The organism is Rathayibacter sp. AC182 (assembly GCF_979253875.1).
The window spans coordinates 2,013,054-2,035,640 of sequence record NZ_CEEDEK010000005.1 but is presented as its reverse complement, the minus strand read 5'-3'; the positions used below and the strand labels follow the sequence as shown (position 1 = coordinate 2,035,640).

Genomic DNA, 22,587 nt, shown 5'->3' with positions numbered 1-22,587 from the left:
AAGCCTCGACCGGCGCAGGTGCCGACGCCCGCCGAGGGGAACGCCGACTGGAGGCAGGGCTACGGCTTCCAGTTCTGGCGCTCGAGCCACGGGTACCGGGCCGACGGCGCCTACGGGCAGTTCGGCCTCGCGCTGCCTGAGCACGACGCGGTCCTCGCGATCACCTGGCAGACGACCGACACCGAGGCTGCTGGCGCGCGCCTGGGAGCACCTGCTGCCGGCGCTCCTGCCCTCGGGCTCGCCGGTTCCGAGCGGTGCGGAGCAGGCGCTCGCGAGACGTCCCGGAGCGCTCGGCCTGCCTCCGCTCGCGCCCGTCGCCGCGATGTCGCGCCCGGCCGCTTCCGGCCCTCCCACTCCGACGTCCTCTCGCTCACCGGTCCGAGATCTCGGCGGAGCGGAGCGGATGGACGCTCGCGCTGATCGAGGGCGAGACCGGCTCCTCGTCGCTCCGGGATCCGGGGAGTGGACGACCACGGGCGTGCTCGCGGCGAGCGCCGGCCGCGCTCGGCGGCGAGCTGCTCGTCGACGTGCTGTTCTTCGAGACTCCGCACCGGCTGCACCTCGTGCTCGAGCGCCGCCGCGGGCACCTTCACCGCCCGCTGCGCACGATCCGCTGCACGGCGGACCGCTCCGGGAGCTGCGCGCCCCGCGCTGAGCGGTCCGCCCCGAGTCCTGGGCGATCCGCCCCCTGCCGCATGTTGACGTCACCATGTACGTGGGACGCGGACCTGTTCGCGAGAACACCCCGAGGTCCCCGTGCAAAGGAGCACAGCATGACGCCCAGGAAGAGACCGTTCGGATGGGCGGTGACGGCCTCGTCGTCACCGGCCTGCTGGCCGCAGGAGCGCCGGCCGTCGCGGCCGCGCCGCTCGCGAGCACGGTGGTGACCGATCCCGCCGACGGGGTCCTGCGCGGATCCGCCGCTCGCGTACGACTCCACCCCGCGATCCAGGATCCGGGCGGAGGCGGCCGGCTACTTCCAGCCGAGCTGGTACGACACCGACGGGCGCCACATCCAGGCGCACGGCGGGCAGATCGTGACCGTCCAGGAGGACGGCGCCGACGTGCACTACTGGTACGGCGAGGACCGCACGAAGGGGTACTACAACTCCCCCGGAGTCGCCGTGTACCGCTCGACCGACGGGCTGAACTGGGAGAACCGCGGCACGGCGCTGCGCAGCGTCCAGGCTCCCGAGGAGCTCGAGCAGCCCTACTTCGACGCCCTCTACGACACGGTCGACGACGCGGCACCCGCGCGCCGACCGCATCGCCGAGATCGACTACCACCTCGACACGAACCAGACCTCCCCCAACACCGCGATCTTCGAGCGCCCGAAGGTGCTCTACAACGAGAAGAACGACCAGTGGGTGATGCTGGTGGCACTCCGACGGCCGGATCACACCGGCGGCAGCACCTACGCGCGCTCGATGGCCGCGGTCGCGGTGTCGGACAGCCCGACCGGCCCGTTCACCATGACCGGCGCGTACCGCCTCTACAACCGCACCGACTGCAAGGCGTGCATCTCGGCGGCCGTGCCGGGGCGAGGCCCGCACATGACCGTCTTCCAGGACGAGGACGGCACCGCCTACATCTCCTACTCCTCGAGGAGAACCGGAGCCTGTACATCGCGAAGCTCGACGCGGACTACACGAACGTCGAGCGCACGACGACGACCGACACCCTCGATGCGAACCAGTACTCGGCCGACGGCCGGTACCCGTACGTCTTCGCCGACGGACGCGCCCGGCGCCCGGTCCGCGGCACCGACTTCCAGATCGCGAAGGAGTGCGGCGTCCTCGAGGCTCCCGCGATCTTCACCGAGGGCGGGAAGTACTTCACGCTCGCCTCGGGAGCGACCGGATGGGCGCCGAACCCGCAGACCTACTACACGGCCGACAGCGTGCTCGGACCGTGGATCCGCGGCGTCCAGGCCGGCGACCTCCGAGAACGTGCCCTACAACCAGATCCCCGAGGGCGGCGACGGCCTCCTCTCTGTCGGCGACACCCGCAAGACCACCTTCGGCTCGCAGTCGACGGACGTCCTGACGCTGGGCCCGGGGAAGCACGTCTACCTGGGCGACCGGTGGAACGACGGCGCCGCCGACTCGAACTACGTCTGGCTGCCGATGACCATCGGCGAGAACGGCCGACTCCGAGATGCGCAATCCCGCCGTCGAGGACCCGGCGCGCTGGGCCGACGGCTGGGACGCGTCCTACTGGGACGACAAGGGCGTCGGGGCCGGCCTCTGGTCGATCGTCGACGACCGCCTCCCCGAGACGGTCACCCGCGCGGCCGACATCGGGGCCTCCTCCCCGCGACCGTGTCGGTCCGCTCCCCGGCGGCACGCGTGACACCGCGGTCGACTGGAGCCGACCGGGCCGAACGTCCTCGGCACGCTGCAGGTGACGGGCGTGCTCGCCGGTGACGCCGAGTACTCGGACGGCCGTCGCTTCACGCGCACCGTCGAGGTGGCCGAGCCCGGCATCGTGAACCTCGCGCGTCAGTCCGCGGTGACCGCATCGAGCCGCGCCGATCTGGCTCCGAAGCTGATCGACGGCGACGTGAAGGGCAAGGGCTGGGACGACTGGACCTCCTCCGGATACCCGCGCGACAGCCGCCTCGACGCCCGTGGGGCTCGCCGCAGGACCTCGACTCGCTCACGGTGCACACGTTCAAGGACGGGGCGCGACCTGGCCCTCGAAGGTCGAGGTCGAGTACCAGGTCGACGGAGCCTGGCGCACGTCGACCGTCTCGGCGACGCTGACGCAGGTGGCCGCCGATGCCGCACCGACCGTGGCGCTGGATCTCTCCTCCCTCCCCGACACCGCGGCCGTGCGCCTGCACCTCACCAGTGCGGCGAACACGTGGCAGTCGATCTCGGAGGTCGAGATCTGGGGCGATGCTCCTCCGGTGAACCTCTGCCGGATCCCGGGCGAGCGTGCGCGCCTCGTTCAGCCAGACGGAGTGGTCGACGCTCCCCGCGGCGAACGCCTGCGACGGGAGCTCGGCGACCGCCTGGTCGACCTGGTCCGGGACCGCGCTTGAGAGCAGCTCGGACTTCACGCTCACCCTCGCCGAGGCGCACCGCGTCGACCGGCTGACGTTCACGAACACGGAGGGCACCCTCGCCTCGGCGAGCGTCGCCTACCGCGGCACCGACGGCGTCTGGCGACCGACCACCGCGCAGGCCGCTCCGGGTCGCGGCGAACGGCTCGGCCACCACGCTCTCCTTCGGCGCGGTGACGGCGACGGGGCTGCGGATCACGTTCGCGACTCCGAACTCGTACGTGAAGATCCCCGAGATCGTGGTGCCGGAGGCCGCCGCGCCCGCGCTCGTGGTGCCGGTGACCGTCTCGACCCGGTGCATCGCCGGGAAGGCGTACCTGTCGGTCACGGCGACGAACGGATCCGCGGCGCCCGTCGACGTGACGATCCGCTCGAGCTACGGCCAGAAGGCGTTCACGCAGGTGGCGGTCGGAGCGAACGCGACGCACACGTTCACGACGCGCCAGAAGACCGCTCCGGCGGGTGAGGTCGTCGTGACCGCCGTCGGCGGCGGCGAGACGCTCGAGCAGAGCGCCGCGTACCCGCCGCGGAGCTGCTGACCGGGAGCGCAGCGCAGGAGCCCCGGTCGGGCGGAGGAACCCCTCCCGCGGCCGGGGCTCCTGCACGTCCAGGGGTCCTGCCGCCGCGTGCACCGGACGAGGGGTCTCGGTGGAGCGGGCAGCGCTGGTACCAAGGAGAGCCGCTCCGACGACGCACGGCAGAACCAGGAACCACCCGTGATCCACCGCACCCGCACCGCCGCCCTCGCCGCGGCCGCCCCCACCGCCGGCCTCGTGCTGGCCCTCTTCTTCGCGACGGCCGCGGCGGCTCCGGAGGCGGTTCCGCCGTCGGCACCGGCGCCGACGGCGACGAGCGCGGCTGCGGACGTCCCTGCTCCGGCCGCCGACCCGATCAGCGGGGTGCGCTCGAGCGGGATGACCGACGAGGGAGTCGCGACACCCGTCGCCGCCTGCACCCGACGGCCCTCTCCGACGGCTCTCTCCGGCGGGGAACCGGTCGGGACCGCTCCCCGGGGAGTCCCCCGTCGGGTCGGCGCTGCCCGTCGAGCAGGGGCCGGTCGAGCAGGCGCCCGTCGAGCAGGCGCCCGTCGATCCGGGGCCGGATCCCGTCGAGCAGGGAGCGGGCGGCGTCGACGTGGGTGTCGCGATCGACCCGCCGTCGGATCCCGGCGCGCTCGCGATGACCGTCGCGGGCGACGCGGCGGCGCTGTCCGAGTCGGGGAGCACGGCCGCGGTCCGCCGCTTCGTCGGAGCACTGCCGACGGTGACCGTGCGCGACACCCGCACACCCGTCGCGGACCGCCCGGGCTGGTCGGTGCTCGGCTCCGCGACCGCCCTCACCGGGACGAGCGGTCAGCCGCCGATCGGGGTCGAGCACCTCGGCTGGACCCCGCGCCTGCTCGAGGGCGACGACGCCGCGGCGGGGCCCGTGGCGCTCACGGTCCTGGACGGCGGATCGGCCGGGCCGCGCCCCGGACTCGTCGAGGCCCCGCTTCTGTCGATCGCCGAGGGCGCCCGGCCCGGCCGGTGGACGGCCGACGCCGAGCTGATCCTGCAGGACGCCGGCGGGCGTCCGGGCGGGTCGGTACACCGCGGTGCTCACGCTGTCGCTCTTCGAGTGAGCGGGCCCGCTCGAGCACACCGCCTCCGACGACACCGTGCTGAACGTGCGCGGATCCCGGCCCGACGGCGGACTCCCACGAGATGCAACTCCCTCCGCTTCCCACCGCGTGTCGCGGTACCCGGAGTGGCATCCTGCGTCGCCCCGGAAGGCCGGAGGACAACCGGGCACGGAATGCGCTTGCCCCCGGTGGAGGAGCGGTCCTACACTCTGGTAAACGCTTTCCGCCCGGCCTCTCCGCCGGTCGCAGCACCGCACATCAGAAGGGCCTCCGTGTCAGAGTCGACCACCCCCGCCACCGCCGCGCCGCGCACCCTCGGCATCATCATGAACGGCGTCTCGGGCCGCATGGGCTACCGCCAGCACCTCGTCCGCTCGATCCTCGCGATCCGCGAGCAGGGCGGCGTGCTGCTCTCGGACGGCACCCGCGTGCAGCTCGAGCCGCTGCTCGTCGGCCGCAGCGAGGCCAAGCTCGCCGAGCTCGCCGCCCGTCACGGCCTGGAGCACTGGACCACCGATCTCGACGCCGCCCTCGCCGACCCGAAGTGGCAGATCTACGCGGACTCTCGTCACCAAGGCGCGCGTCCCCGCGCTGAAGAAGGCCATCGCCGCGGGCAAGGACATCTACACCGAGAAGCCCACGGCCGAGAGCTACGCCGAGGCCCTCGAGCTCGCCGAGCTGGCCAAGGAGGCCGGCATCAAGAACGGCGTCGTGCACGACAAGCTCTACCTGCCGGGGCTGCAGAAGCTCAAGCGCCTCATCGACTCCGGATTCTTCGGCCGCATCCTCTCGGTGCGCGGCGAGTTCGGCTACTGGGTCTTCGAGGGCGACTGGCAGGACGCTCAGCGCCCCAGCTGGAACTACCGCAAGGAGGACGGCGGCGGCATCATCGTCGACATGTTCCCGCACTGGAACTACGTGCTCGAGAACCTGTTCGGCGCCGTCGAGGGCGTCTACGCCAAGGCCGCGACCCACATCCCCGTGCGCGTCGACGAGAACGGCGACGAGTACACGGCGACCGCCGACGACGCGGCCTACGCGATCTTCGACGTCGCCGGCGGTGCGACCGTGCAGCTGAACTCCTCCTCGGCCGTGCGCGTGAACCGCCCGGAGCTCGTCGAGTTCCAGGTCGACGGCACGCTCGGCAGCGCGGTCGTCGGGCTCTTCGGCGCCAAGGTGCAGCCGCGCGTCGCGACTCCCAAGCCCACCTGGAACCCCGATCTGCCCGAGCAGCACGTCTACGCCGAGGACTGGCAGGAGCTGCCCGTCAACGACGTCTTCGAGAACGGCTTCGGGACGCAGTGGGAGGAGTTCATCCGCCACGGTGGTCGAGAACGGCCCGCACCCCTACGACTTCTTCGCCGGCGCCCGCGGCGTCCGCCTCGCCGAGCTCGGCCCTCGAGTCGGCGCGCGACGGCCGCCGCATCGACATCGCCGCGCTCGACGCCGAGGCCGACGAGCGCGCCCTCGCCGCCTCCGCCCCGAGCGAGGTCGCCCGTGACCGACGTCACGCTGATCGCGCCGGACGGATCGCTCCGCCGCGCACACTGCTCCCCCGCCCCGGACCTCGTGCGCCCCGCCGCCCGCTCGGCGCCCGGGTCGCCTACGCGGCCGCGCATGTGGTCCCGGTCACCTGGGCCGAGGAACACGCCCGGGAGCCCCGCCACCGTCGACTGGGACGCGACGCTCGCATTCCGGCACCACGTCTGGTCGTGGGGCCTCGAGCCGCGGACGCCATGGACACCGCCCAGCGCAACATGGGCATGGACTGGGCCGCGACGACCGAGCTCATCCGCCGCAGCGGCGCCGAGGCCGCCTCGGTCGGCGGCGACGTCGTGGTCGGAGTGAACACCGACCAGCTCACCGACGACGTCGTGCCGCTCGAGCGCGTCATCGACGCCTACCTCGAGCAGCTCGAGGTCGCGGAGGACCTGCCGGAGTGGGCGTGGTCCTGATGGCCAGCCGCCACCTCGCGCGGGCGGCGCAGTCGGGCGAGGACTACGAGCGCGTCTACCGCGCCGTGCTCGAGCGGGCGTCGCGCCCGGTCGTCCTGCACTGGCTCGGACCGGCCTTCGACTCCGTCCTCACCGGCTACTTCGGCTCCGAGGACGCCGCCCACCGCGTCGGACACCGTGATCCGCATCGCGGAGGACAACCTCGCGAAGGTCCGCGGCATCAAGATGTCGCTGCTCGACGCGGACGCCGAGATCGCCGTGCGCGCGCGCTCCCGCTCGGCGCGACCTTCACGGCGACGACTTCAACTACGTCGGCCTCATCGAGGGCGGGCAGGACGCCGACGGCGAGGTCGCCACTCCGACGCCCTCCTCGGCGCGTTCGCCGCCTTGCACCCAACGCCTCCGCCGCGATCCAGGCGCTCGACGCGGACGACGTCGAGGCCTACCGCCGGATCCTCGGCCCGACCGAGGCCCTCGCGCGCCAGGTCTTCGCCGCTCCGACGCAGTACTACAAGACCGGTGTCGCGTTCCTGTCGTGGCTGAACGGCCACCAGAGCGCGTTCTCGATGGTCGGCGGGCTGCACTCCGCCCGCTCGCTGCCGCACCTGTCCGAGATCGTGCGGCTGGCCGACGAGGCCGGGGCGCTCGAGCGTCCGGAGCTCGCGCCGCCCGGTGGACCGGGATGCTCGCCGTGAACGGCGTCGACGCGCCTCCGGACGGTGCTCGCATGACCGCCCTCGAGCCGGTCGTCGCCGCCGGAGCCGGCACCGTGCATCCGCGGCTGTCCCTGAACCAGGCGACGATCAAGCTCGCCTTCGCTGCGGGAGGGCTCGACGTCACTGCTCGCGCCGGCTACTCCTCGATCGGCCTGTGGCGCGAGCCCGTGGCCGAGGTGGGCATGGCGGAGGCCATGCGCCTGGTCGCCGAGCGGCCTGCGCGTGTCGAGCCTCTGCCGCGGCGGCTTCTTCACGGTCCCGGAGGGCCGGAGCGGCGCGCGGCGCTGGACGAGAACCGCCGCGCGATCGACGAGGCCGCGGCCCTCGGCGCTCCGGGCGCTCGTGCTCGTCGCGGAGGACTGCCCGAGGGCTCGCGCGACCGTCGGCGCGCGCGCCCGGGTGTCGGAGGCGCTGGCCGAGCTCGCGGGCTACGCGCGCGGCACCGGGAGTGCAGCTGGCGATCGAGCCGCTGCACCCCAAGTGCGCGTCCGACCGCGCCGTCGTCTCGACGCTGGGCCAGGCGCTGGATCTCGCCGCGCCCTTCGATCCCGCCGCGGTCGGTGTGGTCGTCGACACGTTCCACGTCTGGTGGGACCCGGCGGACGGTGCTGCCGCAGATCGCCCGCGCAGGCGCCGAGGGGCGCATCGCCTCGTACCAGGTGTGCGACTGGGCCACTCCGCTGGCCGCCGACGTGCTGCTCTCGCGGCACTACGTGGGCGAGGGCGTCATCGACTTCCCGCTGCTGACGCGGGGCGGTCGTCGAGGCCGGCTACACCGGGGACATCGAGGTCGAGATCTTCCACCGGGACGTCTCGGGACACCCCGTACCCGGACGTGCGGCCAAGGTCGCCGCCGGCTTCGCGGAGCACGTGGCGCCGCACCTCCTGAGGCGCGCGGCGCGCGCGGGTCGGTCGAGCGCTGGTCGGTCGAGCGCTGATCAGTCCTGCGCGAGCCAGGGTGACGACGAGCGCCGAGTGGACCGACGGCCTCGAGACGGCGAAGTAGCGCTCGGAGCCGTCGATCCAGGCCTCGGTCCGCCTTCCGCGCGTGCGGAAGCGCACCGACTCGTCCAGACCCGTTCCGCGACCGTCGGCCTTGGTGACGGCCTGCGCGCGCAGCCCCTCGAGCACCTGCTCGGCGCTCTCCCGGCCGGAGGCGATCCGCTCGCGCACCACCCGCGCACGGGCGACGTCGATGCCCACGTCGCGACCGGTGGCCAGCGCCGCCACGACCGCGCCCTCGCAGTGCGCGATGCTGATGCGCATCCGCTCGAGCGCGGGGTGCTCGCCGCCCAGGACCGGGCGACCGTGCGGGCCGCACAGCGAGTGCAGCGCGCCTCCACGACGACCTCGAGCGGATCGATGCCGAGGGTCTCGGCGGCGAGCTCGCGCACGAGCACGCGGCCGAGCAGGAAGCTGTCGCGCGCCTCGCGACGGCCGGTGGCCCTCGAAGCGCAGGCGCTCGGCGAGGCTGAGGAGGCGGAGCATCCGGTGCCGCGAGGAGTCGAGCACCTCGGGCCGCGCCCAGCGCAGCTGGACGTCGTCGGTGGCGAGGAGGGGGAGTCGGCCATGGACCGCACGCTACGGTCCGAAGGCGTCCTCGACGTGACCTCCGGGTGGCCGATGCGCGACGCCCTCGTGTTCACCGGAGGGATGCAGACCTTCCTCCTTCCCTCCTTCCGCGCGAGCGCCGAGAGCCTCGACGACCGCAGGCTCGGCAAGCAGCGCGTCGAGACGCTGCAGGTGATGAAGGCGCTGATCGTGCCGGGCTACGGCTGGCAGCACCACCCGGTGACCGCGATGTGGCGCGGCCATAGGCCCGCCCTGATGGCGTACCAGCGCGAGACGTGCGCCGTGTGGTCGGCCCGCGGCTTCGCCGACACGTGCCCGAGAAGACGATGGCCGTGCTCGAGACGGTCCTCGAGGACGCCGAGGCGTACCTCCTCGGTGGATTCCCGCTGCCGCCGTGGCTGCCGGGAGGAGCTGCACCGGTCGCACCGGTCGCAAGCTCATCGCCAAGGCCCCCGAGCACTACGCCCCGCTCTTCCCGGGGTCCTGGACGATCTCGACTACGTCTGGCCGGTCGCGACGTCCTGACGCGTCACGCGCGCGCGGCGGCGGAGGAACGGATCGCGAGGGTTCCGGAGGACGCGGCCGCGGTTCGCGGTCACGAGTCCGCAGATGATCACCACGAGGTGGACCACGCAGAGCACGGCGAAGAGCGTGATCGGGATGCCGATCGGGTAGAAGGACGTCGACGGGGCGTCGGCGGTCAGGGCGAAGAGCAGCACGAAGTGCTCGACCAGCGTCAGCACCGTGACGAGGATCACCGTGAGTCCCCAGTTCGCGGCCCGGCGGCCGTTCTCGGCGGCCACTCCGCCGCGCGCTCGGGAGGAAGGGTGCACGGCCGCCATCACGATGCCGGCAACCAGCATCGAGAGGAACGGAGGCGGTCAGGGCGAGGAATCCGAGCGCGTAGGGCATCGCGCCGGTGGGCGGTGCGGGCTCGTGGACGGGCTGAACGGGCTGGGCCTGGTGCTCGGGCTGGGCCTGCTGCTCGGGCGGGACCCGCTGCTCGAACCGCTCGGGCTGCTCGGGCTGCTCGGGCCGTCCCTGCTGCGGACGGTGGTCAGGTGCGGACTCGACATACCAGCACCCTAGGAGACACCCGCTGCCACGAGGAGCCCCGCTCCTCCCGCGGCTCATCCGGCCCGCAGAGCGAGCGCGGGCTCGATCCGCGCGGCGCGGAACGCCGGGCCCACCGCCGAGACCGCGCCCGCACCGACCCCGGAGCGACGCCGACCGAGCGCGCTGGCGGGGTCGAGGACCGGCGACCAGCCCTGCAGGCCGCTCAGCACCGCGGTCAGGAGGCCGCCGAGCCCAGCCGAGCGCGAGACCTGATACCCCGCCCGCGAGTCCGATCGCCGCCCCCTCGATCAGGAACAGCAGCCGGATGTCGCGCCGGGTCGCCCCGACCGCCCGTCGGAGCGCGATCTCGCGGGTGCGCGCCGACACGGTGAGGAACATCGACGTGGCGCTGCTGAAGCAGACCAGGAGCAGGAGCACCGCCGAGATCACGAGCAGGTTCGCCGCGAGATCGCTGCTCACCCGCGCGCGAGCAGCCGCAGGTCGGCGACGGTCTGCACCACGATCCGCTCGGGCCGTCCGGGATCGATCACGAGCGGGATCGACTCGGCGAGGGCCGCGGGACGCCCCGGCGAGTACGGGCGACCCTGCCGCTCGGACCGGGGCGGGACGGCCAGGTCGGTCAGCGAGACGAGGATCGACTCCGTCAGAGCCGGATCACGGGTCGAGCGACGATGAAACCGCGACGACGACGGCCTGGCCGGCGATCCGGATGGTGTCGCCGGTGCGTCCCACGGGGATGCCGAGGTCCTCGGCCGCTCCCGTTCCCAGGAGCGCCACCGGCGACCCGTCGGCGAGGTCGAGCCAGGCGGACGCCGTCGCAGGCACGACTCGACCAGCTCGGCGGCGAGGAAGGACTCGTCGACCGCCAGCACGGGCGCCTCGGTCGTCACCTCGTCGGGACCGAGGAAGCGCCCCGGTCGGCTCTCCGCTCCGACCAGCGACACCTTCGGACCGGCGACCACGACCCCGTCGAGGGCGGCGATCGCCGTGGCGGCCTCCTGCAGCTCGTCGTCCGAGGCCGATTCCGGCATCTGGACGGTCACCTGATCGAGTGCCGCCGCGTCGAGTCGCTGCGCGACCTGCTGAGCGGCCGTGGCGCTCATCCCGACCGAGGACACGAGCCCCGCGATCGCGAGGACGAAGGCGGCGAGGACTCCCAGCGTGCGGGCGGGCGAGAGCAGCAGGGCCGACACGGCGTCGCCCAGCGCCCACGCCGGTCCCCGGCGACCCGACCGGCGGGCCGCCGGTCCCGCCTCGGCGGACGGCGCGGCCGCCGGCGCGGCCTCGGAGGACGGCGAACCCCCGGTCCGGCCGCGGAGGACGCGCCGCTGACGGACGCGATCGCGCCGTCCTCGAGCCGGATCGAGCGTCCGGCCACCGCGGCGACCTCCGCCGAGTGCGTGATCAGCACGACGGTGACTCCGGAGCGGTGGAGCTCCACGAGCAGGTCCATCACGACCGCCGTCGTCGCCGAGTCGAGGTTGCCGGTGGGCTCGTCCGCGAGGACGACCGCGGGTCGGCCGACGACCGCAGCGGGCAAGCGCGACGCGCTGGCGCTCCCCGCCCGAGAGGGTGGCCGCCGACTGCTCCGCCAGCCGCAGGAGGCCGAACCGGTCGAGCACGTCGGCGACGGCGGAGATCTGCGCGTCGTCGCCCTCCCTCCGCATGCGCAGCGGCAGCGCCGCCGTTGCAGGCCACGCCTCGCGCGGCAGCACGAACGAGTCCTGGAACACGAAGCCGAACGTGAGCGAGCGCAGGACGTCCCGCTCGCGCTCGGGGAGACCCGAGACGTCCAAGCCTGCGATGCGGTACTCCCCCGAGTCGGCCGAGTCGAGCAGCCCGAGGACGTTGAGGAGCGTCGACTTCCCGGCGCCCGAGCGGCCGACGACGGCGACGAACTCCCCCTCGTGGACGTCGAGATCGATCCCCCTGAGCGCCGGCGCCCCGGCCGCACCCGCGTAGCGCCGCGAGACTCCGCGGAGGGAGAGCAGCGGAGCGGTCACGGGCTCACCACGACGCGGTCGCCCTCGACGAGTCCGGACTCCTCGCCGATCCGCAGCCCAGCCGTCACCCGCGCCGAGCACCTCGACGGGCACGTGCTCGCCGGGGTCGGAGCGGTCGCCGCCCCAGGCGAGGACGAATGGGCCGTCGAGGCGTCGTGGACGGCGGCGAGCGGCACGGCGAGCACCGGCTCGCCGGCCTCCACGGTGGTGAGCATGACCGTCGACTTCTCGGCGAGGTCGGCCCAGTCCCCGGGCAGATCGACGAAGACGTCCCTGCCCGCGATGCTCTGCGCGGAGCCGTCGGAGGCGACGAACTCGCCCTGCCGCACGACGACGCCGCTCTGATCGGACCGGCCGCTCACGCGGAGGGTCACCGAGACCCCGACGGCGAACTCCTCGGCATCGAGCACGGACGCGCGCGACGACCCGGCGCGGGCTCGTCTGCAGCGTCGCCAGCGGGGCGTCGGCGGCGGCGGTCGCCCCGACGGCGAGCACGCTCAGGACCCCGACCGAGTCGGCGGGCAGCTGCACGATCTGGGTCACGTCGATGTAAGCCTGCGTCACCGCGGCGGCACTCGGGGCCGGGGCGGCGGACGCAGACGCGACGGGCACGGGGGCAGCCGATGCGGCGCCGGCGGGTGCGGACGCAGCAGGTACAGGAGCCGACGATGCCGTGGTGGCAGTGGTCGTCACCCCGGAGGACGACGGTGCGACGGCGTCGACGACGCGGGTCGGGAGGTCGTACCCGAGTCCGTCCCAGAGCTTCCCCGCGGCAGCCAGGGTGTTCGCGGTGAAGTCCTCGTCCACGTCGAAGTCGCCCGGGACGACCGCCTTGAGCGCCGACTCGAACGCCTGCACGTCCCGCCCCTCGTCGCCCACCTGCAGATCGCGGTAGAGCGGAGCCTCGACGTGCAGCGCGATGCGGGGCTGGTCGGCGACAGCGATCAGCAGCCGCCCGTTCGAGAGCGGGATCCGGCCGCCATGCCGACCTCGGTGACGTAGGGCAGCACTCCGCCGCTCACCCCGCCGAACGCCACCTTCCGGGTGTCGCCCGCGTCGACGAGCCCCTGCAGCATGCGCGGAGGATCACGGGCGCCGCTCGACGGCGGCATCGACCTGCGGAGGCGCCCGCATCGCGGCCTCGTCGACATCCGCGGTCGAGGGCATCGACGCTCCGATCGCGATACCCGCCGACCCCACCAGGAGCACCACGACGACGAACACCGCGAGCGCCGCGGACGGACCACGGCCGGGAGTCGGACGCGGGGCCGCGCTGTCGCTCATCGCCTGTGCTCCGCGAGGATCTTGTCGGCGTGCGCGATGATCTCCTGCTCCTTCTCGGCGACCTCGTCCAGCGCCGCCCTGTTCTGATCGATCAGAGCCGCCTGGTACTGCGCCTCCAGCGAGCTCAACGTCTCCACCAGACCCGTCTCCTGCTTGCACTGCACGTCCAGCACCGCAGTGCGGATGGCCGCCTCGGGATCCTCGGGCACCTCCGGACCCCACGGCGACTCCTCACCGCTGCGGAGCCGGAGGCCGTTCGCGACGAGGCAGTCGCTCCACTCGGACCGCGCGCGGTCCCACTCCGGGTCGGCGGTCGCGAGGGCGTACGCGTCGCTCGCCACCTGCTTCGCCGGCCCTGCGACCGCCATCGCCTCCGGGCCCGCGGTCCACCGGCCCGGCTCCGGGAGGAGGACCGTGGTGTCGGTGCACTTCTCGAACGCGGGTTCCCACCCCGGATCCGCGTCGGTCGCCATGTAGGCGGCGTTGGCCGCCTCCATCTCCGCTCCGTCGGACGGGTCCATCCCGTAGCCGAAGTGCGCCGCCCGGTCCGCGCTCCAGATGCCGTAGTTCGTGTCGGGAACGAGAGCGGACCCCGTCAGATCGAACTCCGCCGGAGGGTAGCTCCGCCCGCCGGCCCGCATGCACTCGTCCCAGAGCAGTGCATTCGCCTGCAGGATCCGCCCGCGCGTCGGCGGGTCGATGAAGAAGGCATCGATCGGGAAGACCATCGTCTCGTCCTCCCTGTTCAGGACCGCATGGACATCGGCGTAGGCACTGATGTCGACATTCGCGGGCATCCCGTTGATCCGAGGCCCCGGAGTCGGTGCGGTGCACGCGCTCACGCCGAGCACCGGGACGAGCAGCGCGATCAGACCCAGCGGGCGGAGCTGCGGCATCAGTCGACGCTCGAGATGAAGTCGTTCCAGTCCGGGTGCCACCAGACCCCCGTGCCCTCGGACTGGAGGTTGGCGATCTTCTGGCCAGCGCGGACCTCCAGCCTCAGGCCTCCGCGGTCGATGTGCTCGTACCAGTTCTTGTACCCGGGGAAGCGGTTCTTGATGCTCGAGATCGAGTCATTGGAAGATGAAGCCCCCGGGCGCGTGGTACTCGTTGTAGTTCGCGTTGCCGCGCCCGGAGAAGCTGCTCGAAGTAGTCCTTGTCCGTCCACACGCAGCTCCAGCCCGTGGGGCACTGGCTCTCCGCCGCCGCAGCGACCGGAGCCGTCAGGGTCGCGACCGCGACCGCGGCGAGGGCGAGAGCGCTTGCGCGCCGGGTGAGTGACATGAGATCTCCTTCGGTTCGGTGAGGTTTCCTCGGAGAGTAGAGGGCATACTCGTGTGGCGCAACGCGGCCCGCCTGTGGAGGAGCCTCGCTGAGCCCGAGCGCTCGACGACGTGCGGAGTCGGTGAGGCGAGCCCCCGCAGTGAGGCCGCGCTCTCTCGCCGCCCCGGGACCATAGCCCGGAGCGTCACAAACCTGTGTGTGCTTCTCAGACGACCATCACCTCGACGCGGAAGAAGGAGGCGCTCGCGCGGCCCCCTGCACGCGCACACCCGCCGCCGGGCCGCCCCGACGCCGCGTCACAGCCTCCGTTCAGGCCCCGGACCGGGCCTTCGTCTTCCGGAGGTCTCGGGTTAGTCTGTCGAGGTTGACCTGTCGCAGAGCGCGTCAGGGCGAGGGCTGCCGCCCCCGCGAGACCGGGGTACCCGAAGGAGACGTATTGGCGAGCGACAGAAGGACCACCGGCGGCGGTGATCAAGGCGATCGTGGGCTTCCTGGGCATGAGCGTCGTGGCCGGAGTCCTCGTGACCGCCACGGTGACGCCCGCTGTGGCGATCGCGGGCGTCGCGGCGAACCAGTCCATCGGGGTCTTCGACGGACTGCCCGAGTACTCCGAGGTCGACAAGCTCTCCGAGAAGAGCAACATCTTCGCCACGCGCACCGACGGCTCGACCCAGCTGCTCGCCTCCTTCTACGTCGAGAACCGCATCGAGGTGCCGCTCGATCAGATCTCGCAGTTCGCCAAGGACGCCGCCGTCTCGGGCGAGGACCCGCGCTTCTACGAGCACGGCGGGGTCGACCTCCCCGGCACGCTGCGCGCCGTCGCCCGGACCTACGTGCTCGGCAACGACGTCCAGGGCGGATCCTCGATCACCCAGCAGTACGTGAAGAACGTCCTCGTCGAGAAGGCCGTCCGCAACATCACGGACGAGGTCGAGCGCGCCGCCGCGATCGACGCGGCCACCAAGACCACTCCCGAGCGCAAGCTCCGCGAGATGAAGCTCGCGATCGGCCTCGGAGAAGGAGTACACGAAGGACCAGATCCTCCAGGGGTACCTGAACATCGCGTTCTTCGGCGGCACCACCTACGGCCTCGAGACGGCCGCGAACTACTACTTCAACACCTCCGCCGCGAACCTCACGATCGCCCAGGCCGCCAGCCTCATCGCGATCGTCAACAACCCGGCGAACCTGCGCATCGACCAGCCCGAGAACCCCGACAACGGCGCCGCCAACGGCTACGTCCGCAACAAGGAGCGCCGCGACTACATCATCGGGAAGATGCTGGAGGAGGGGAAGATCACGCAGGCCGACCACGACGCCGCGATCGCCACTCCCGTCGAGCCCGTCATCACCGAGCCCAGCACCGGGTGCTCGACGGCCGGGAACGCCGGCTACTTCTGCGACTACGTCACCAACGTCCTGAAGAACAACGAGATCTTCGGCGCCGACGAGGACACCCGCTGGACGAACTTCCGCCGCGGCGGCCAGGACGTCTACACGACGCTGGACGTCGACCTGCAGGACGCCGCCGTGAACGCCGTGAACGCGCAGGTCCCGCAGACGTGGAACTTCGACGTCGGAGCCGTGTCGGTCAGCGTCGAGGTCGGCACCGGTCGCGTGCTCGCCATGACCCAGAACAAGAAGTACTCGCAGGACCCCGACGTCCTGAACGCCGACGCGTCCTACAGCGCCATCAACTTCAGCACCGACAAGGCCTACGGCGGCTCGTCCGGCATCCAGCCCGGCTCGACCTACAAGCTGTTCACCCTCGTCGAGTGGCTGAAGGAGGGGCACAGCATCAACGAGCGGGTCGACGGCACCCGCAAGCCACGTGGGGCACCTTCACCGACTCCTGCGAGCCCGGGGGCACCACGACCAGCAACGACACCAGCGCCCGGAACGACGAGGGCGGCGGCGGACAGGTCGGCACCGCGGCGGACTTCACGAAGACGTCGCTGAACACGGGCTTCGTCGGCATGGCACGCGAGCTCGACCTCTGCGCGATCCGCGACACGGCGGTCGACATGGGCGTGGTGCAGGGCAGCGACGGCGAGCTCGACCGCTTCCCGGCGACGGTCCTCGGCACGAACTACGTCTCCCCGCTCTCGATGGCCGGCGCCTACGCCACCATCGCCTCCGGCGGCATCACCTGCGATCCGATCGCGATCGACCGGATCACCGACGCGGCCGGCGCGGAGCAGCCCGTGCCCGCCGCGAACTGCCGCCAGTCGCTCGACGGCAACGTCGCGGCCACCGCCGCGGTCGCCCTGCAGATCCACGTTCACGTCCGGTGGCACCGCCTCCGCGTCGAGGACGCGCGACGGCGTCCCCTGATCGGCAAGACGGGCACCACCGACGACGCCGTCGCCACCTGGATGACCGGCGCGAGCACCCGCGTCGCCACCGCCGTCGGCGTCTTCAACGTCAAGGGTGAGGCGAGCCTGCGCTCGGGCCGCTACGCGTTCGACTCCGGATCCGCGGCCACGGCCCGGCACCGGATCTGGCCGGTCGTCATGGCCGCGGCGAACGCGAAGTACGGCGGGGAGGCGTTCCCCGAGGCGAACGGCTCGCTGCAGGTCGTGCCCAAGGTCGAGATCCCGGATGTGAAGGGCCTCACCGTCGCCGACGCGAAGGCCAAGCTCGCAGCGGCCGGCTTCTCGCTCATCGAGGGCGGGACCGAGGCCAGCGATGCCGCGGTCGGCACCGTGACGCGTCAGGACCCGTCGGGCTCGGCCCAGGCGGGTACCGGCATCACCGTGTTCACGAGCACCGGCAACCAGAAGACCGTGCCGGATGTGACGGGGCAGGACCTCGAGGCCGCGAAGTCGGCGTTCGGAGCAGCGGGCTTCACGAAGATCACCCTCGCCTGCACCGAGGACGGCAACGCTCCGGACGCCGGCCAGGTGACGGGTCAGGAGCCGGCGGGCGGATCCTCCGTCGCTCCGGACGCGACCCTGAAGGTCTCGATCACGGCGAAGAAGTGCCCGTGAGCCGCCTCGGCTGACTCCGGCTCGTGAGACCACGTTCGGCTCGCAGAATCCACGGATTCCTGCGAGCCGAACGTGTTTCCGCGAGCCGAACGCGCCCGGCTCCGTCCCTACTGCCCGCGCCCGCGGATCGCGCCGACGATCGCGACGACGGCGAAGTGCACGATGAGCGCCGCGATGCCGAAGCACGCGAGCGCCCCGCTCGCCTCGGCGTAGGGGCGCGAGGCGTCCGTCATCGATCCCGGAGTGACGACGTCGAGCGCGAAGAAGCCGACCGCCAGTCCGAAGCAGACCAGGGCGATCCAGAGGAGGGCGCGGATCGCGCGACCGACCGGGTCGTAGTAGCGCGGATTCGACATCGGGCCTCCGGTTCTCGTGCTCTCCCGTGTCTATCCGGCCCCGCTCCCCCGCGCAAGCGGTCGCGCGAGGGCCCGTCGCCGGACACGACGACGCCCCGGCTCCCGAGGAGGGAGCCGGGGCGTCGGATCCGGGCGGCCTACGCCGCCATCGGCATCCGCGACGCGGACGTGACGACGAGCTCGCCGCCGACCGCGTCCACGCGCACCGCGCCGCCGTCGGTCACGTCACCGCTCACGAACAGGTCCGCGATGCGGTCGTCGACCGAGCGCTGCACCAGGCGGCGGAGCGGACGGGCGCCGTACTGCGGCTCGTAGCCGTGCTCGGCGAGCCAGTCGATCGCCGCCTCCGTGACCTCGAGCGACACCTCGCGCGGCGCGAGCCGGGCACGGGTGGCGTCGAGCACGATGCCGACGATCTCGCGGAGCTGCGCCCGGCCGAGCTTGCGGAACAGCACGATCTCGTCGATGCGGTTCAGGAACTCGGGCCGCATCGCCTCGCGGAGACGGCCCATGACGCGGTCGCGCAGGTCCTTCTCCGAGGCGAAGCCCTCGGCCGATGCGTCGCTCTGCGCGACGAAGCCGAGCGCACCGGAGCGCGAGGCCAGGAACTCCGACCCCAGGTTCGAGGTCATGATGATCACCGTGTTGCGGAAGTCGACCGTGCGGCCCTGGCCGTCGGTCAGGCGACCGTCGTCGAGCACCTGCAGGAGCAGGTTGAAGACGTCGGGGTGCGCCTTCTCGATCTCGTCGAACAGCACGACGGAGTAGGGGTTCCGCCGCACGCGCTCGGTGAGCTGGCCGGCCTCGTCGTAGCCCACGTACCCGGGAGGGGCGCCGACCAGTCGCGAGACGGTGTGCCGCTCGCCGAACTCGCTCATGTCGAAGCGGATCACGGACTGCTCGTCGGCGAAGAGCGACCCCGCCAGCGTGCGGGCGAGCTCCGTCTTGCCGACCCCGGTCGGGCCGAGGAAGAGGAACGATCCGACGGGCCGGGAGGCGTCGCCGAGTCCGGTGCGGCTGCGGCGGACGGCGCGGGCGACCGCGGTCACCGCGTCCTCCTGGCCGATGACGCGCCGGTGCAGCTCGTCCTCGAGGTGGGCGAGGCGCTCGCGCTCCCTCCGTCAGTCGCGACACGGGGATGCCCGTGGCACGGGCCACGACCGCCGCGATCTCGGTCTCGCCGACCACGGCCTCCACCGGGGCGCGCCCGGTCGTGGTCGCCTCGTCGAGCCGGGCCTGCACGGCCGAGATCTCGTCGCGCAGTCGCGACGCCTCCTCGTAGTGCTCGGCCGAGACCGCCGCGTTCTTGTCGCCCTCGAGCACCGCGAGGCGCTCGAGAAGAGCGGAGGTGTCCACTCCGCGCCCAGACTGAGACGCAGTCGCGCACCCGCCTGGTCGATCAGGTCGATCGCCTTGTCGGGCAGCACGCGGTCGGGGAGGTAGCGGTCCGAGAGCTCGACGGCGGCGCGGAGGGCGTCGTCGGTGAAGCTCACGCGGTGGTGCTCCTCGTACGCCGCGCGCAGTCCGTGCAGGATCGCGACGGCGTCCTCGACCGACGGCTCGCCCACGCGGACGGGCTGGAAGCGGCGCTCGAGCGCCGGGTCCTTCTCGATCGTGCGGTACTCCTTGAGCGTGGTCGCACCGACCAGGTGCAGCTCGCCGCGGGCGAGCCGGGGCTTGAGGATGTTTCCCGCGTCCATGCCGCCCTCGCCCGCGCCCCCGGCGCCGACGACGGTGTGGACCTCGTCGATGAAGACGATCAGCTCACCCGAGCGGGCCGCGATCTCGTCCATCGTCTTCGTGAGGCGCTCCTCGAAGTCGCCGCGGTAGCGGGTTCCGGCGAGCATGCCGGGGAGGTCGAGCGAGACGACGCGCTTGTCGCGCAGCTGCTCCGGGACCTCGCCCGCGACGATCGCACGGGCCAGGCCCTCGACGATCGCGGTCTTGCCCACGCCGGCCTCGCCGACGAGGACCGGGTTGTTCTTGGTGCGGCGGCTGAGGATCTCGATGGTCTGCTCGATCTCGTCGGCACGGCCGATCACCGGGTCGAGCCGGCCGTCGCGGGCCAGCTGCGTGAGATCGGTGCCGAACTTGTCCAGCATCGGAGTCTCGGAGGCGGGGGTGCCGGCCTCCTGCTGCTGCTCCGGACCGGTCGTGACGGTCTCGCGCAGTCCCTGGGTGAGCGCCTCCGCGGTCACTCCGGCGCGCGCCAGGACCTGCCCGGCGGGCGCGTCCTGACCGAGCACGAGCGCGAAGAAGAGGTGCTCGGGGTCGATGTAGGTCGATCCGCTCGAGCGGGCGACCTGGTAGCTGTGGAACAGCGCGCGCTGCGCACTGGGCGTGATGGTGGCGGCGCTCTGCGAGGGCGTGGGCCTCGCCGGCCTGCGGCAGGCGCGCCTCCGTGGCCGTCGCGATCGCGCCGGGGTCGACGCCGATGCGGCGCACGGCCTGAGCCACGGCCTCGTCGTCGATGAGCACGCGCAGCACGTGCAGGGCGTCGAGCTCGGTCTGTCCGCGCTCGAGGGCGAAGCGTCCTGCGGCCTGCAGGATGCTCTGGGTACGGGCGGTGAGGAATCGGCTGAGGTCGATGGACCGCGCCGCGCGGGCGCGCTCACCGTCGAGGTAACGGGCGAGGAAGTCGTCGAACGAGTTCGCTCCGGCCTCGTTGAAGTTGTCGGGCACCAGTCCTCCTGAAGAGTTGAGTCACTTGCACTCAAGTTCAACGCGGAGGGCCGGATCCTATTCCCGGGTCTTCGCCGCACACCTCCTCCGCCCTCGGTACCGTCGAGTCATGAGCAGTGATGGAGGAGAGGTGCGTGCGCAGGAGCGTGCGACACCGACGGCTCCGTCGCTGCAGGAACTGCGAGCGCACCGAGAGGAACTGCTCGATCTCGCATCTCGATCAGGGGATCACCGCGGTCGCCGTCTTCGGTTCGGTCGCGCGTGGCACGTCGACGAGCGGCAGCGACGTCGACGTGATCGTCGACGCCGAGCCGGGCACGAGCTACTTCTCCCTCGCTGCGTTCGCTCTCGGCGCGGAGGCGCTTCTCGGTCGCTCCGTCGACGCCGTCTTCCGATCCGGCCTGCGTCGAGGACGAGACGACGCCATGCTCCGCGATGCGGTGCCTCTGTGACGGACCGATCGGCACGCCGGCTCGACCTGATCGTCGAGGACTGCGCGAGAGCCCAGGCCGCAAGAGCCGACTCGGTGACTGACGGCCCCGGGTGCTGAGCACGTGGAGATCGAGTTCGACGCGATCGTCGTCTTCTGGCGCGGGCCGGCGCCCTGGCATTTCGGTGCGGGTGCCGGAGGAGCACGTCCCGGCGATCGCGGACGCCGCAGCCCACGTGTCGTACGGCTGGGGCATGATCCCCGCGACGGTGACGCTCGGCTCGAGCACCTGGAGTACGTCGCTGTGGCCGAAGGACCGCGGCTACCTCGTGCCGCTCAAGACCTCCGTGCGCCGAGCGGAGGGCGTCGAGGTCGACTCCGCCGTCACCGTGCGCCTGCGCATCTGACGCCTCCCGGACGTGCGAGAGGGCACGGCCGGAGCCGTGCCCTCTCTGTGCGCCGACGCGCATTTCCTCCGGGGTGGGAGATCAGGGGACCGTGTAGCCGGCGGCGCGGAACATCTCGTACCACTCGGCCCGGGTCAGGGGGATGTCGGAGCCGAGCGCCGCTTCGTGCACGCGCTGCTCGTTGGTGGTGCCGAGCACGACCTGCATGTTCGCGGGGTGGCGCGTGATCCACGCCGTGGCGATCGCGATAGCGGGCACGTCGTACTGCCCGGCGAGGCGGTCGATCACCGCGTTGAGCTCCGTGTAGGCGGGGTTGTCGAGGAAGACACCGGTGAAGAAGCCCGCCTGGAACGGCGACCACGCCTGCACGGTGATGTCGTTGAGGCGGCAGTAGTCGACGATGCCGCCGTCGCGCATGATCGACTGATCCAGCGCGGCCATGTTCGACGCGACTCCCTGCGCGATCAGCGGCGCGTGCGTGACCGACAGCTGCAGCTGGTTCGCCACGATCGGCTGGTTCAGCGACTTCTTCAGCAGCTCGATCTGGTACGGCGTGTGGTTCGAGACGCCGAAGTGCGTGACCTTGCCGGCGGCGTGCAGCTCGTCGAAGGCGCGGGCGACCTCGTCCGGTTCGACGAGCGCGTCGGGGCGGTGCAGGAGGAGCACATCGATGCGGTCGGTCTGCAGCGCCTTCAGCGACCCCTCGACCGACTCGATGATGTGCTCGTACGAGAAGTCGAAGTAGGGGCCGTCGCCGACGATGCCGCACTTGGTCTGCAGCACGATCTCGTCGCGCTGGGACGGGGTGAGCCGCATCGCCTCGGCGAAGCGCTCCTCGCAGTGGTGCACGGCGTTGCCGTAGACGTCGGCGTGGTCGAAGAAGTCGATGCCGGAGTCGCGCGCCGTGCGCACGAGATCACGGATGGCGTCGTCGCTCATGTCGGGGATGCGCATGAGGCCGAGGACGACGTTCGGGGATTCGATGCCGGAGGCGCCGAGGGGGACGTGCTTCAGGGGGACTCCTTCGTCGGGTACTCCCCACGGTAGGGGGCCGGCTGAGTGGCGTCCAACAGCGGGTGCTGGTGCGATTCATGAGCCGGAGTGGTCAATCCGGATGCTTGCTCGTCCCCCTCCCCGGTGAG

Annotated in this window: 23 protein-coding genes and 8 pseudogenes; 18 read left to right on the top strand and 13 right to left on the bottom strand. The window is 72.2% G+C overall.

All coding sequences use genetic code 11. The features are described 5' to 3' along the window. Positions 1-18: 18 nt before the first annotated feature. The 5 genes from AC0CII_RS22795 (at position 19) to AC0CII_RS22775 (ending at position 3,534) form a co-directional block, all read left to right on the top strand. Entirely contained in the window at positions 19-420 is a 402-nt protein-coding gene (locus AC0CII_RS22795) for a hypothetical protein (RefSeq protein WP_465230712.1), read from the top strand. Further along, positions 404-655 carry a hypothetical protein gene (locus AC0CII_RS22790; RefSeq protein ID WP_465230711.1) on the top strand — a complete coding sequence of 84 codons (252 nt, stop codon included), beginning with the start codon at positions 404-406 and terminating at the stop codon, positions 653-655. Before AC0CII_RS22795 ends, AC0CII_RS22790 begins: the two co-directional genes overlap by 17 nt. Positions 656-1,037: 382 nt before the next feature. Beyond that, positions 1,038-2,408 (top strand): glycoside hydrolase family protein, encoded by a 1,371-nt coding sequence (locus AC0CII_RS22785; RefSeq protein ID WP_465230710.1) that lies wholly within the window; start codon positions 1,038-1,040, stop codon positions 2,406-2,408. 222 nt (positions 2,409-2,630) lie between these two features. Further along, on the top strand, positions 2,631-3,047 hold the full coding sequence (locus AC0CII_RS22780) for a hypothetical protein (protein WP_465230709.1): 417 nt from the start codon (positions 2,631-2,633) through the stop codon (positions 3,045-3,047). Further along, entirely contained in the window at positions 2,941-3,534 is a 594-nt protein-coding gene (locus tag AC0CII_RS22775) for a discoidin domain-containing protein (protein WP_465230708.1), read from the top strand. Before AC0CII_RS22780 ends, AC0CII_RS22775 begins: the two co-directional genes overlap by 107 nt. Here AC0CII_RS22775 and AC0CII_RS22770 read toward each other — a convergent pair. Together AC0CII_RS22770 and AC0CII_RS22765 are read right to left on the bottom strand one after the other, a co-directional pair. Continuing rightward, positions 3,445-4,023, bottom strand: a complete 579-nt coding sequence (locus AC0CII_RS22770) for a hypothetical protein (RefSeq protein WP_465230707.1) — start codon at positions 4,021-4,023, stop codon at positions 3,445-3,447. The genes AC0CII_RS22775 and AC0CII_RS22770 overlap by 90 nt on opposite strands. Continuing rightward, entirely contained in the window at positions 3,960-4,670 is a 711-nt protein-coding gene (locus tag AC0CII_RS22765; protein WP_465231148.1) for a hypothetical protein, read from the bottom strand. Before AC0CII_RS22765 ends, AC0CII_RS22770 begins: the two co-directional genes overlap by 64 nt. Positions 4,671-5,015: 345 nt before the next feature. Here AC0CII_RS22765 and AC0CII_RS22760 point away from each other — a divergent pair. The 7 genes and pseudogenes from AC0CII_RS22760 to AC0CII_RS22730 all read left to right on the top strand — a co-directional run. Continuing rightward, positions 5,016-6,137 (top strand): annotated as a pseudogene (locus tag AC0CII_RS22760) (Gfo/Idh/MocA family protein); the annotation flags it as partial. Between the two features lie 49 nt (positions 6,138-6,186). Next, positions 6,187-6,375, top strand: a pseudogene (locus AC0CII_RS22755) (dihydrodipicolinate synthase family protein); the annotation flags it as partial. Further along, entirely contained in the window at positions 6,309-6,644 is a 336-nt protein-coding gene (locus AC0CII_RS22750) for a DUF993 family protein (protein WP_465231065.1), read from the top strand. The pseudogene AC0CII_RS22755 and the gene AC0CII_RS22750, both read left to right, overlap by 67 nt. Continuing rightward, positions 6,644-6,745, top strand: a pseudogene (locus tag AC0CII_RS22745) (DUF993 family protein); the annotation flags it as partial. The gene AC0CII_RS22750 and the pseudogene AC0CII_RS22745, both read left to right, overlap by 1 nt. A gap of 76 nt (positions 6,746-6,821) precedes the next feature. Next, positions 6,822-7,339 (top strand): annotated as a pseudogene (locus AC0CII_RS22740) (DUF993 family protein). Between the two features lie 32 nt (positions 7,340-7,371). After that, a pseudogene (locus tag AC0CII_RS22735) lies at positions 7,372-8,245 on the top strand (sugar phosphate isomerase/epimerase family protein); the annotation flags it as partial. A gap of 90 nt (positions 8,246-8,335) precedes the next feature. Then, a complete protein-coding gene (locus AC0CII_RS22730) occupies positions 8,336-9,457 on the top strand; it encodes an MSMEG_6728 family protein (RefSeq protein WP_465231064.1) in 1,122 nt (373 codons plus the stop codon). Here the strand turns inward: AC0CII_RS22730 and AC0CII_RS22725 are convergent. After that, complete coding sequence (locus AC0CII_RS22725) at positions 9,430-9,795, bottom strand: magnetosome magnetite crystal formation protein family (RefSeq protein ID WP_465230706.1); 366 nt, start codon at positions 9,793-9,795, stop codon at positions 9,430-9,432. The genes AC0CII_RS22730 and AC0CII_RS22725 overlap by 28 nt on opposite strands. Positions 9,796-9,868: 73 nt before the next feature. Here AC0CII_RS22725 and AC0CII_RS22720 point away from each other — a divergent pair, with 73 nt between their 5' ends. Next, a complete protein-coding gene (locus AC0CII_RS22720; RefSeq protein WP_465230705.1) occupies positions 9,869-10,021 on the top strand; it encodes a hypothetical protein in 153 nt (50 codons plus the stop codon). 41 nt (positions 10,022-10,062) lie between these two features. On the opposite strand, the gene AC0CII_RS22715 is transcribed toward AC0CII_RS22720, so the two are convergent. From AC0CII_RS22715 to AC0CII_RS22685, 7 genes and pseudogenes are all read right to left on the bottom strand, one after another. Next, positions 10,063-10,218 (bottom strand): hypothetical protein, encoded by a 156-nt coding sequence (locus AC0CII_RS22715; protein ID WP_465230704.1) that lies wholly within the window; start codon positions 10,216-10,218, stop codon positions 10,063-10,065. A gap of 31 nt (positions 10,219-10,249) precedes the next feature. Continuing rightward, positions 10,250-10,426 (bottom strand): annotated as a pseudogene (locus AC0CII_RS22710) (ABC transporter permease); the annotation flags it as partial. Between the two features lie 38 nt (positions 10,427-10,464). Beyond that, positions 10,465-12,870 carry an ABC transporter ATP-binding protein gene (locus AC0CII_RS22705; RefSeq protein ID WP_465230703.1) on the bottom strand — a complete coding sequence of 802 codons (2,406 nt, stop codon included), beginning with the start codon at positions 12,868-12,870 and terminating at the stop codon, positions 10,465-10,467. An 86-nt stretch (positions 12,871-12,956) separates the two neighbouring features. Continuing rightward, the gene (locus AC0CII_RS22700; RefSeq protein ID WP_465230702.1) at positions 12,957-13,088 is read right to left on the bottom strand and encodes a hypothetical protein; all 132 of its coding nucleotides are present in this window, start codon (positions 13,086-13,088) and stop codon (positions 12,957-12,959) included. 10 nt (positions 13,089-13,098) lie between these two features. Further along, the gene (locus tag AC0CII_RS22695; RefSeq protein ID WP_465230701.1) at positions 13,099-13,296 is read right to left on the bottom strand and encodes a hypothetical protein; all 198 of its coding nucleotides are present in this window, start codon (positions 13,294-13,296) and stop codon (positions 13,099-13,101) included. Then, on the bottom strand, positions 13,293-14,192 hold the full coding sequence (locus AC0CII_RS22690) for a hypothetical protein (protein ID WP_465226363.1): 900 nt from the start codon (positions 14,190-14,192) through the stop codon (positions 13,293-13,295). The genes AC0CII_RS22695 and AC0CII_RS22690 overlap by 4 nt, the downstream gene beginning before the upstream one ends. Then, complete coding sequence (locus tag AC0CII_RS22685) at positions 14,192-14,488, bottom strand: hypothetical protein (RefSeq protein WP_465230700.1); 297 nt, start codon at positions 14,486-14,488, stop codon at positions 14,192-14,194. The genes AC0CII_RS22690 and AC0CII_RS22685 overlap by 1 nt, the downstream gene beginning before the upstream one ends. A gap of 589 nt (positions 14,489-15,077) precedes the next feature. On the opposite strand from AC0CII_RS22685, the pseudogene AC0CII_RS22680 reads away from it, so the two are divergent. The 3 genes and pseudogenes from AC0CII_RS22680 to AC0CII_RS22670 form a co-directional block, all read left to right on the top strand. Continuing rightward, positions 15,078-15,581, top strand: a pseudogene (locus tag AC0CII_RS22680) (transglycosylase domain-containing protein); the annotation flags it as partial. Positions 15,582-15,618: 37 nt separating this feature from the next. Continuing rightward, the gene (locus AC0CII_RS22675) at positions 15,619-16,539 is read left to right on the top strand and encodes a transglycosylase domain-containing protein (protein ID WP_465231063.1); all 921 of its coding nucleotides are present in this window, start codon (positions 15,619-15,621) and stop codon (positions 16,537-16,539) included. Between the two features lie 17 nt (positions 16,540-16,556). Beyond that, positions 16,557-17,570 (top strand): PASTA domain-containing protein, encoded by a 1,014-nt coding sequence (locus AC0CII_RS22670; protein WP_465231062.1) that lies wholly within the window; start codon positions 16,557-16,559, stop codon positions 17,568-17,570. A gap of 107 nt (positions 17,571-17,677) precedes the next feature. Here AC0CII_RS22670 and AC0CII_RS22665 read toward each other — a convergent pair whose 3' ends face one another. Together AC0CII_RS22665 and AC0CII_RS22660 are read right to left on the bottom strand one after the other, a co-directional pair. Then, complete coding sequence (locus tag AC0CII_RS22665; protein WP_207407122.1) at positions 17,678-17,926, bottom strand: hypothetical protein; 249 nt, start codon at positions 17,924-17,926, stop codon at positions 17,678-17,680. A 137-nt stretch (positions 17,927-18,063) separates the two neighbouring features. Further along, positions 18,064-20,608: pseudogene (locus AC0CII_RS22660) on the bottom strand (ATP-dependent Clp protease ATP-binding subunit). Positions 20,609-20,742: 134 nt separating this feature from the next. Here AC0CII_RS22660 and AC0CII_RS22655 point away from each other — a divergent pair. Then, entirely contained in the window at positions 20,743-21,060 is a 318-nt protein-coding gene (locus AC0CII_RS22655) for a nucleotidyltransferase family protein (RefSeq protein WP_465230699.1), read from the top strand. Between the two features lie 163 nt (positions 21,061-21,223). After that, entirely contained in the window at positions 21,224-21,445 is a 222-nt protein-coding gene (locus AC0CII_RS22650; RefSeq protein WP_465230698.1) for a DUF1905 domain-containing protein, read from the top strand. 81 nt (positions 21,446-21,526) lie between these two features. Here AC0CII_RS22650 and AC0CII_RS22645 read toward each other — a convergent pair whose 3' ends face one another. Then, entirely contained in the window at positions 21,527-22,459 is a 933-nt protein-coding gene (locus AC0CII_RS22645; protein WP_465226368.1) for an aldo/keto reductase, read from the bottom strand. Positions 22,460-22,587: the final 128 nt, after the last annotated feature.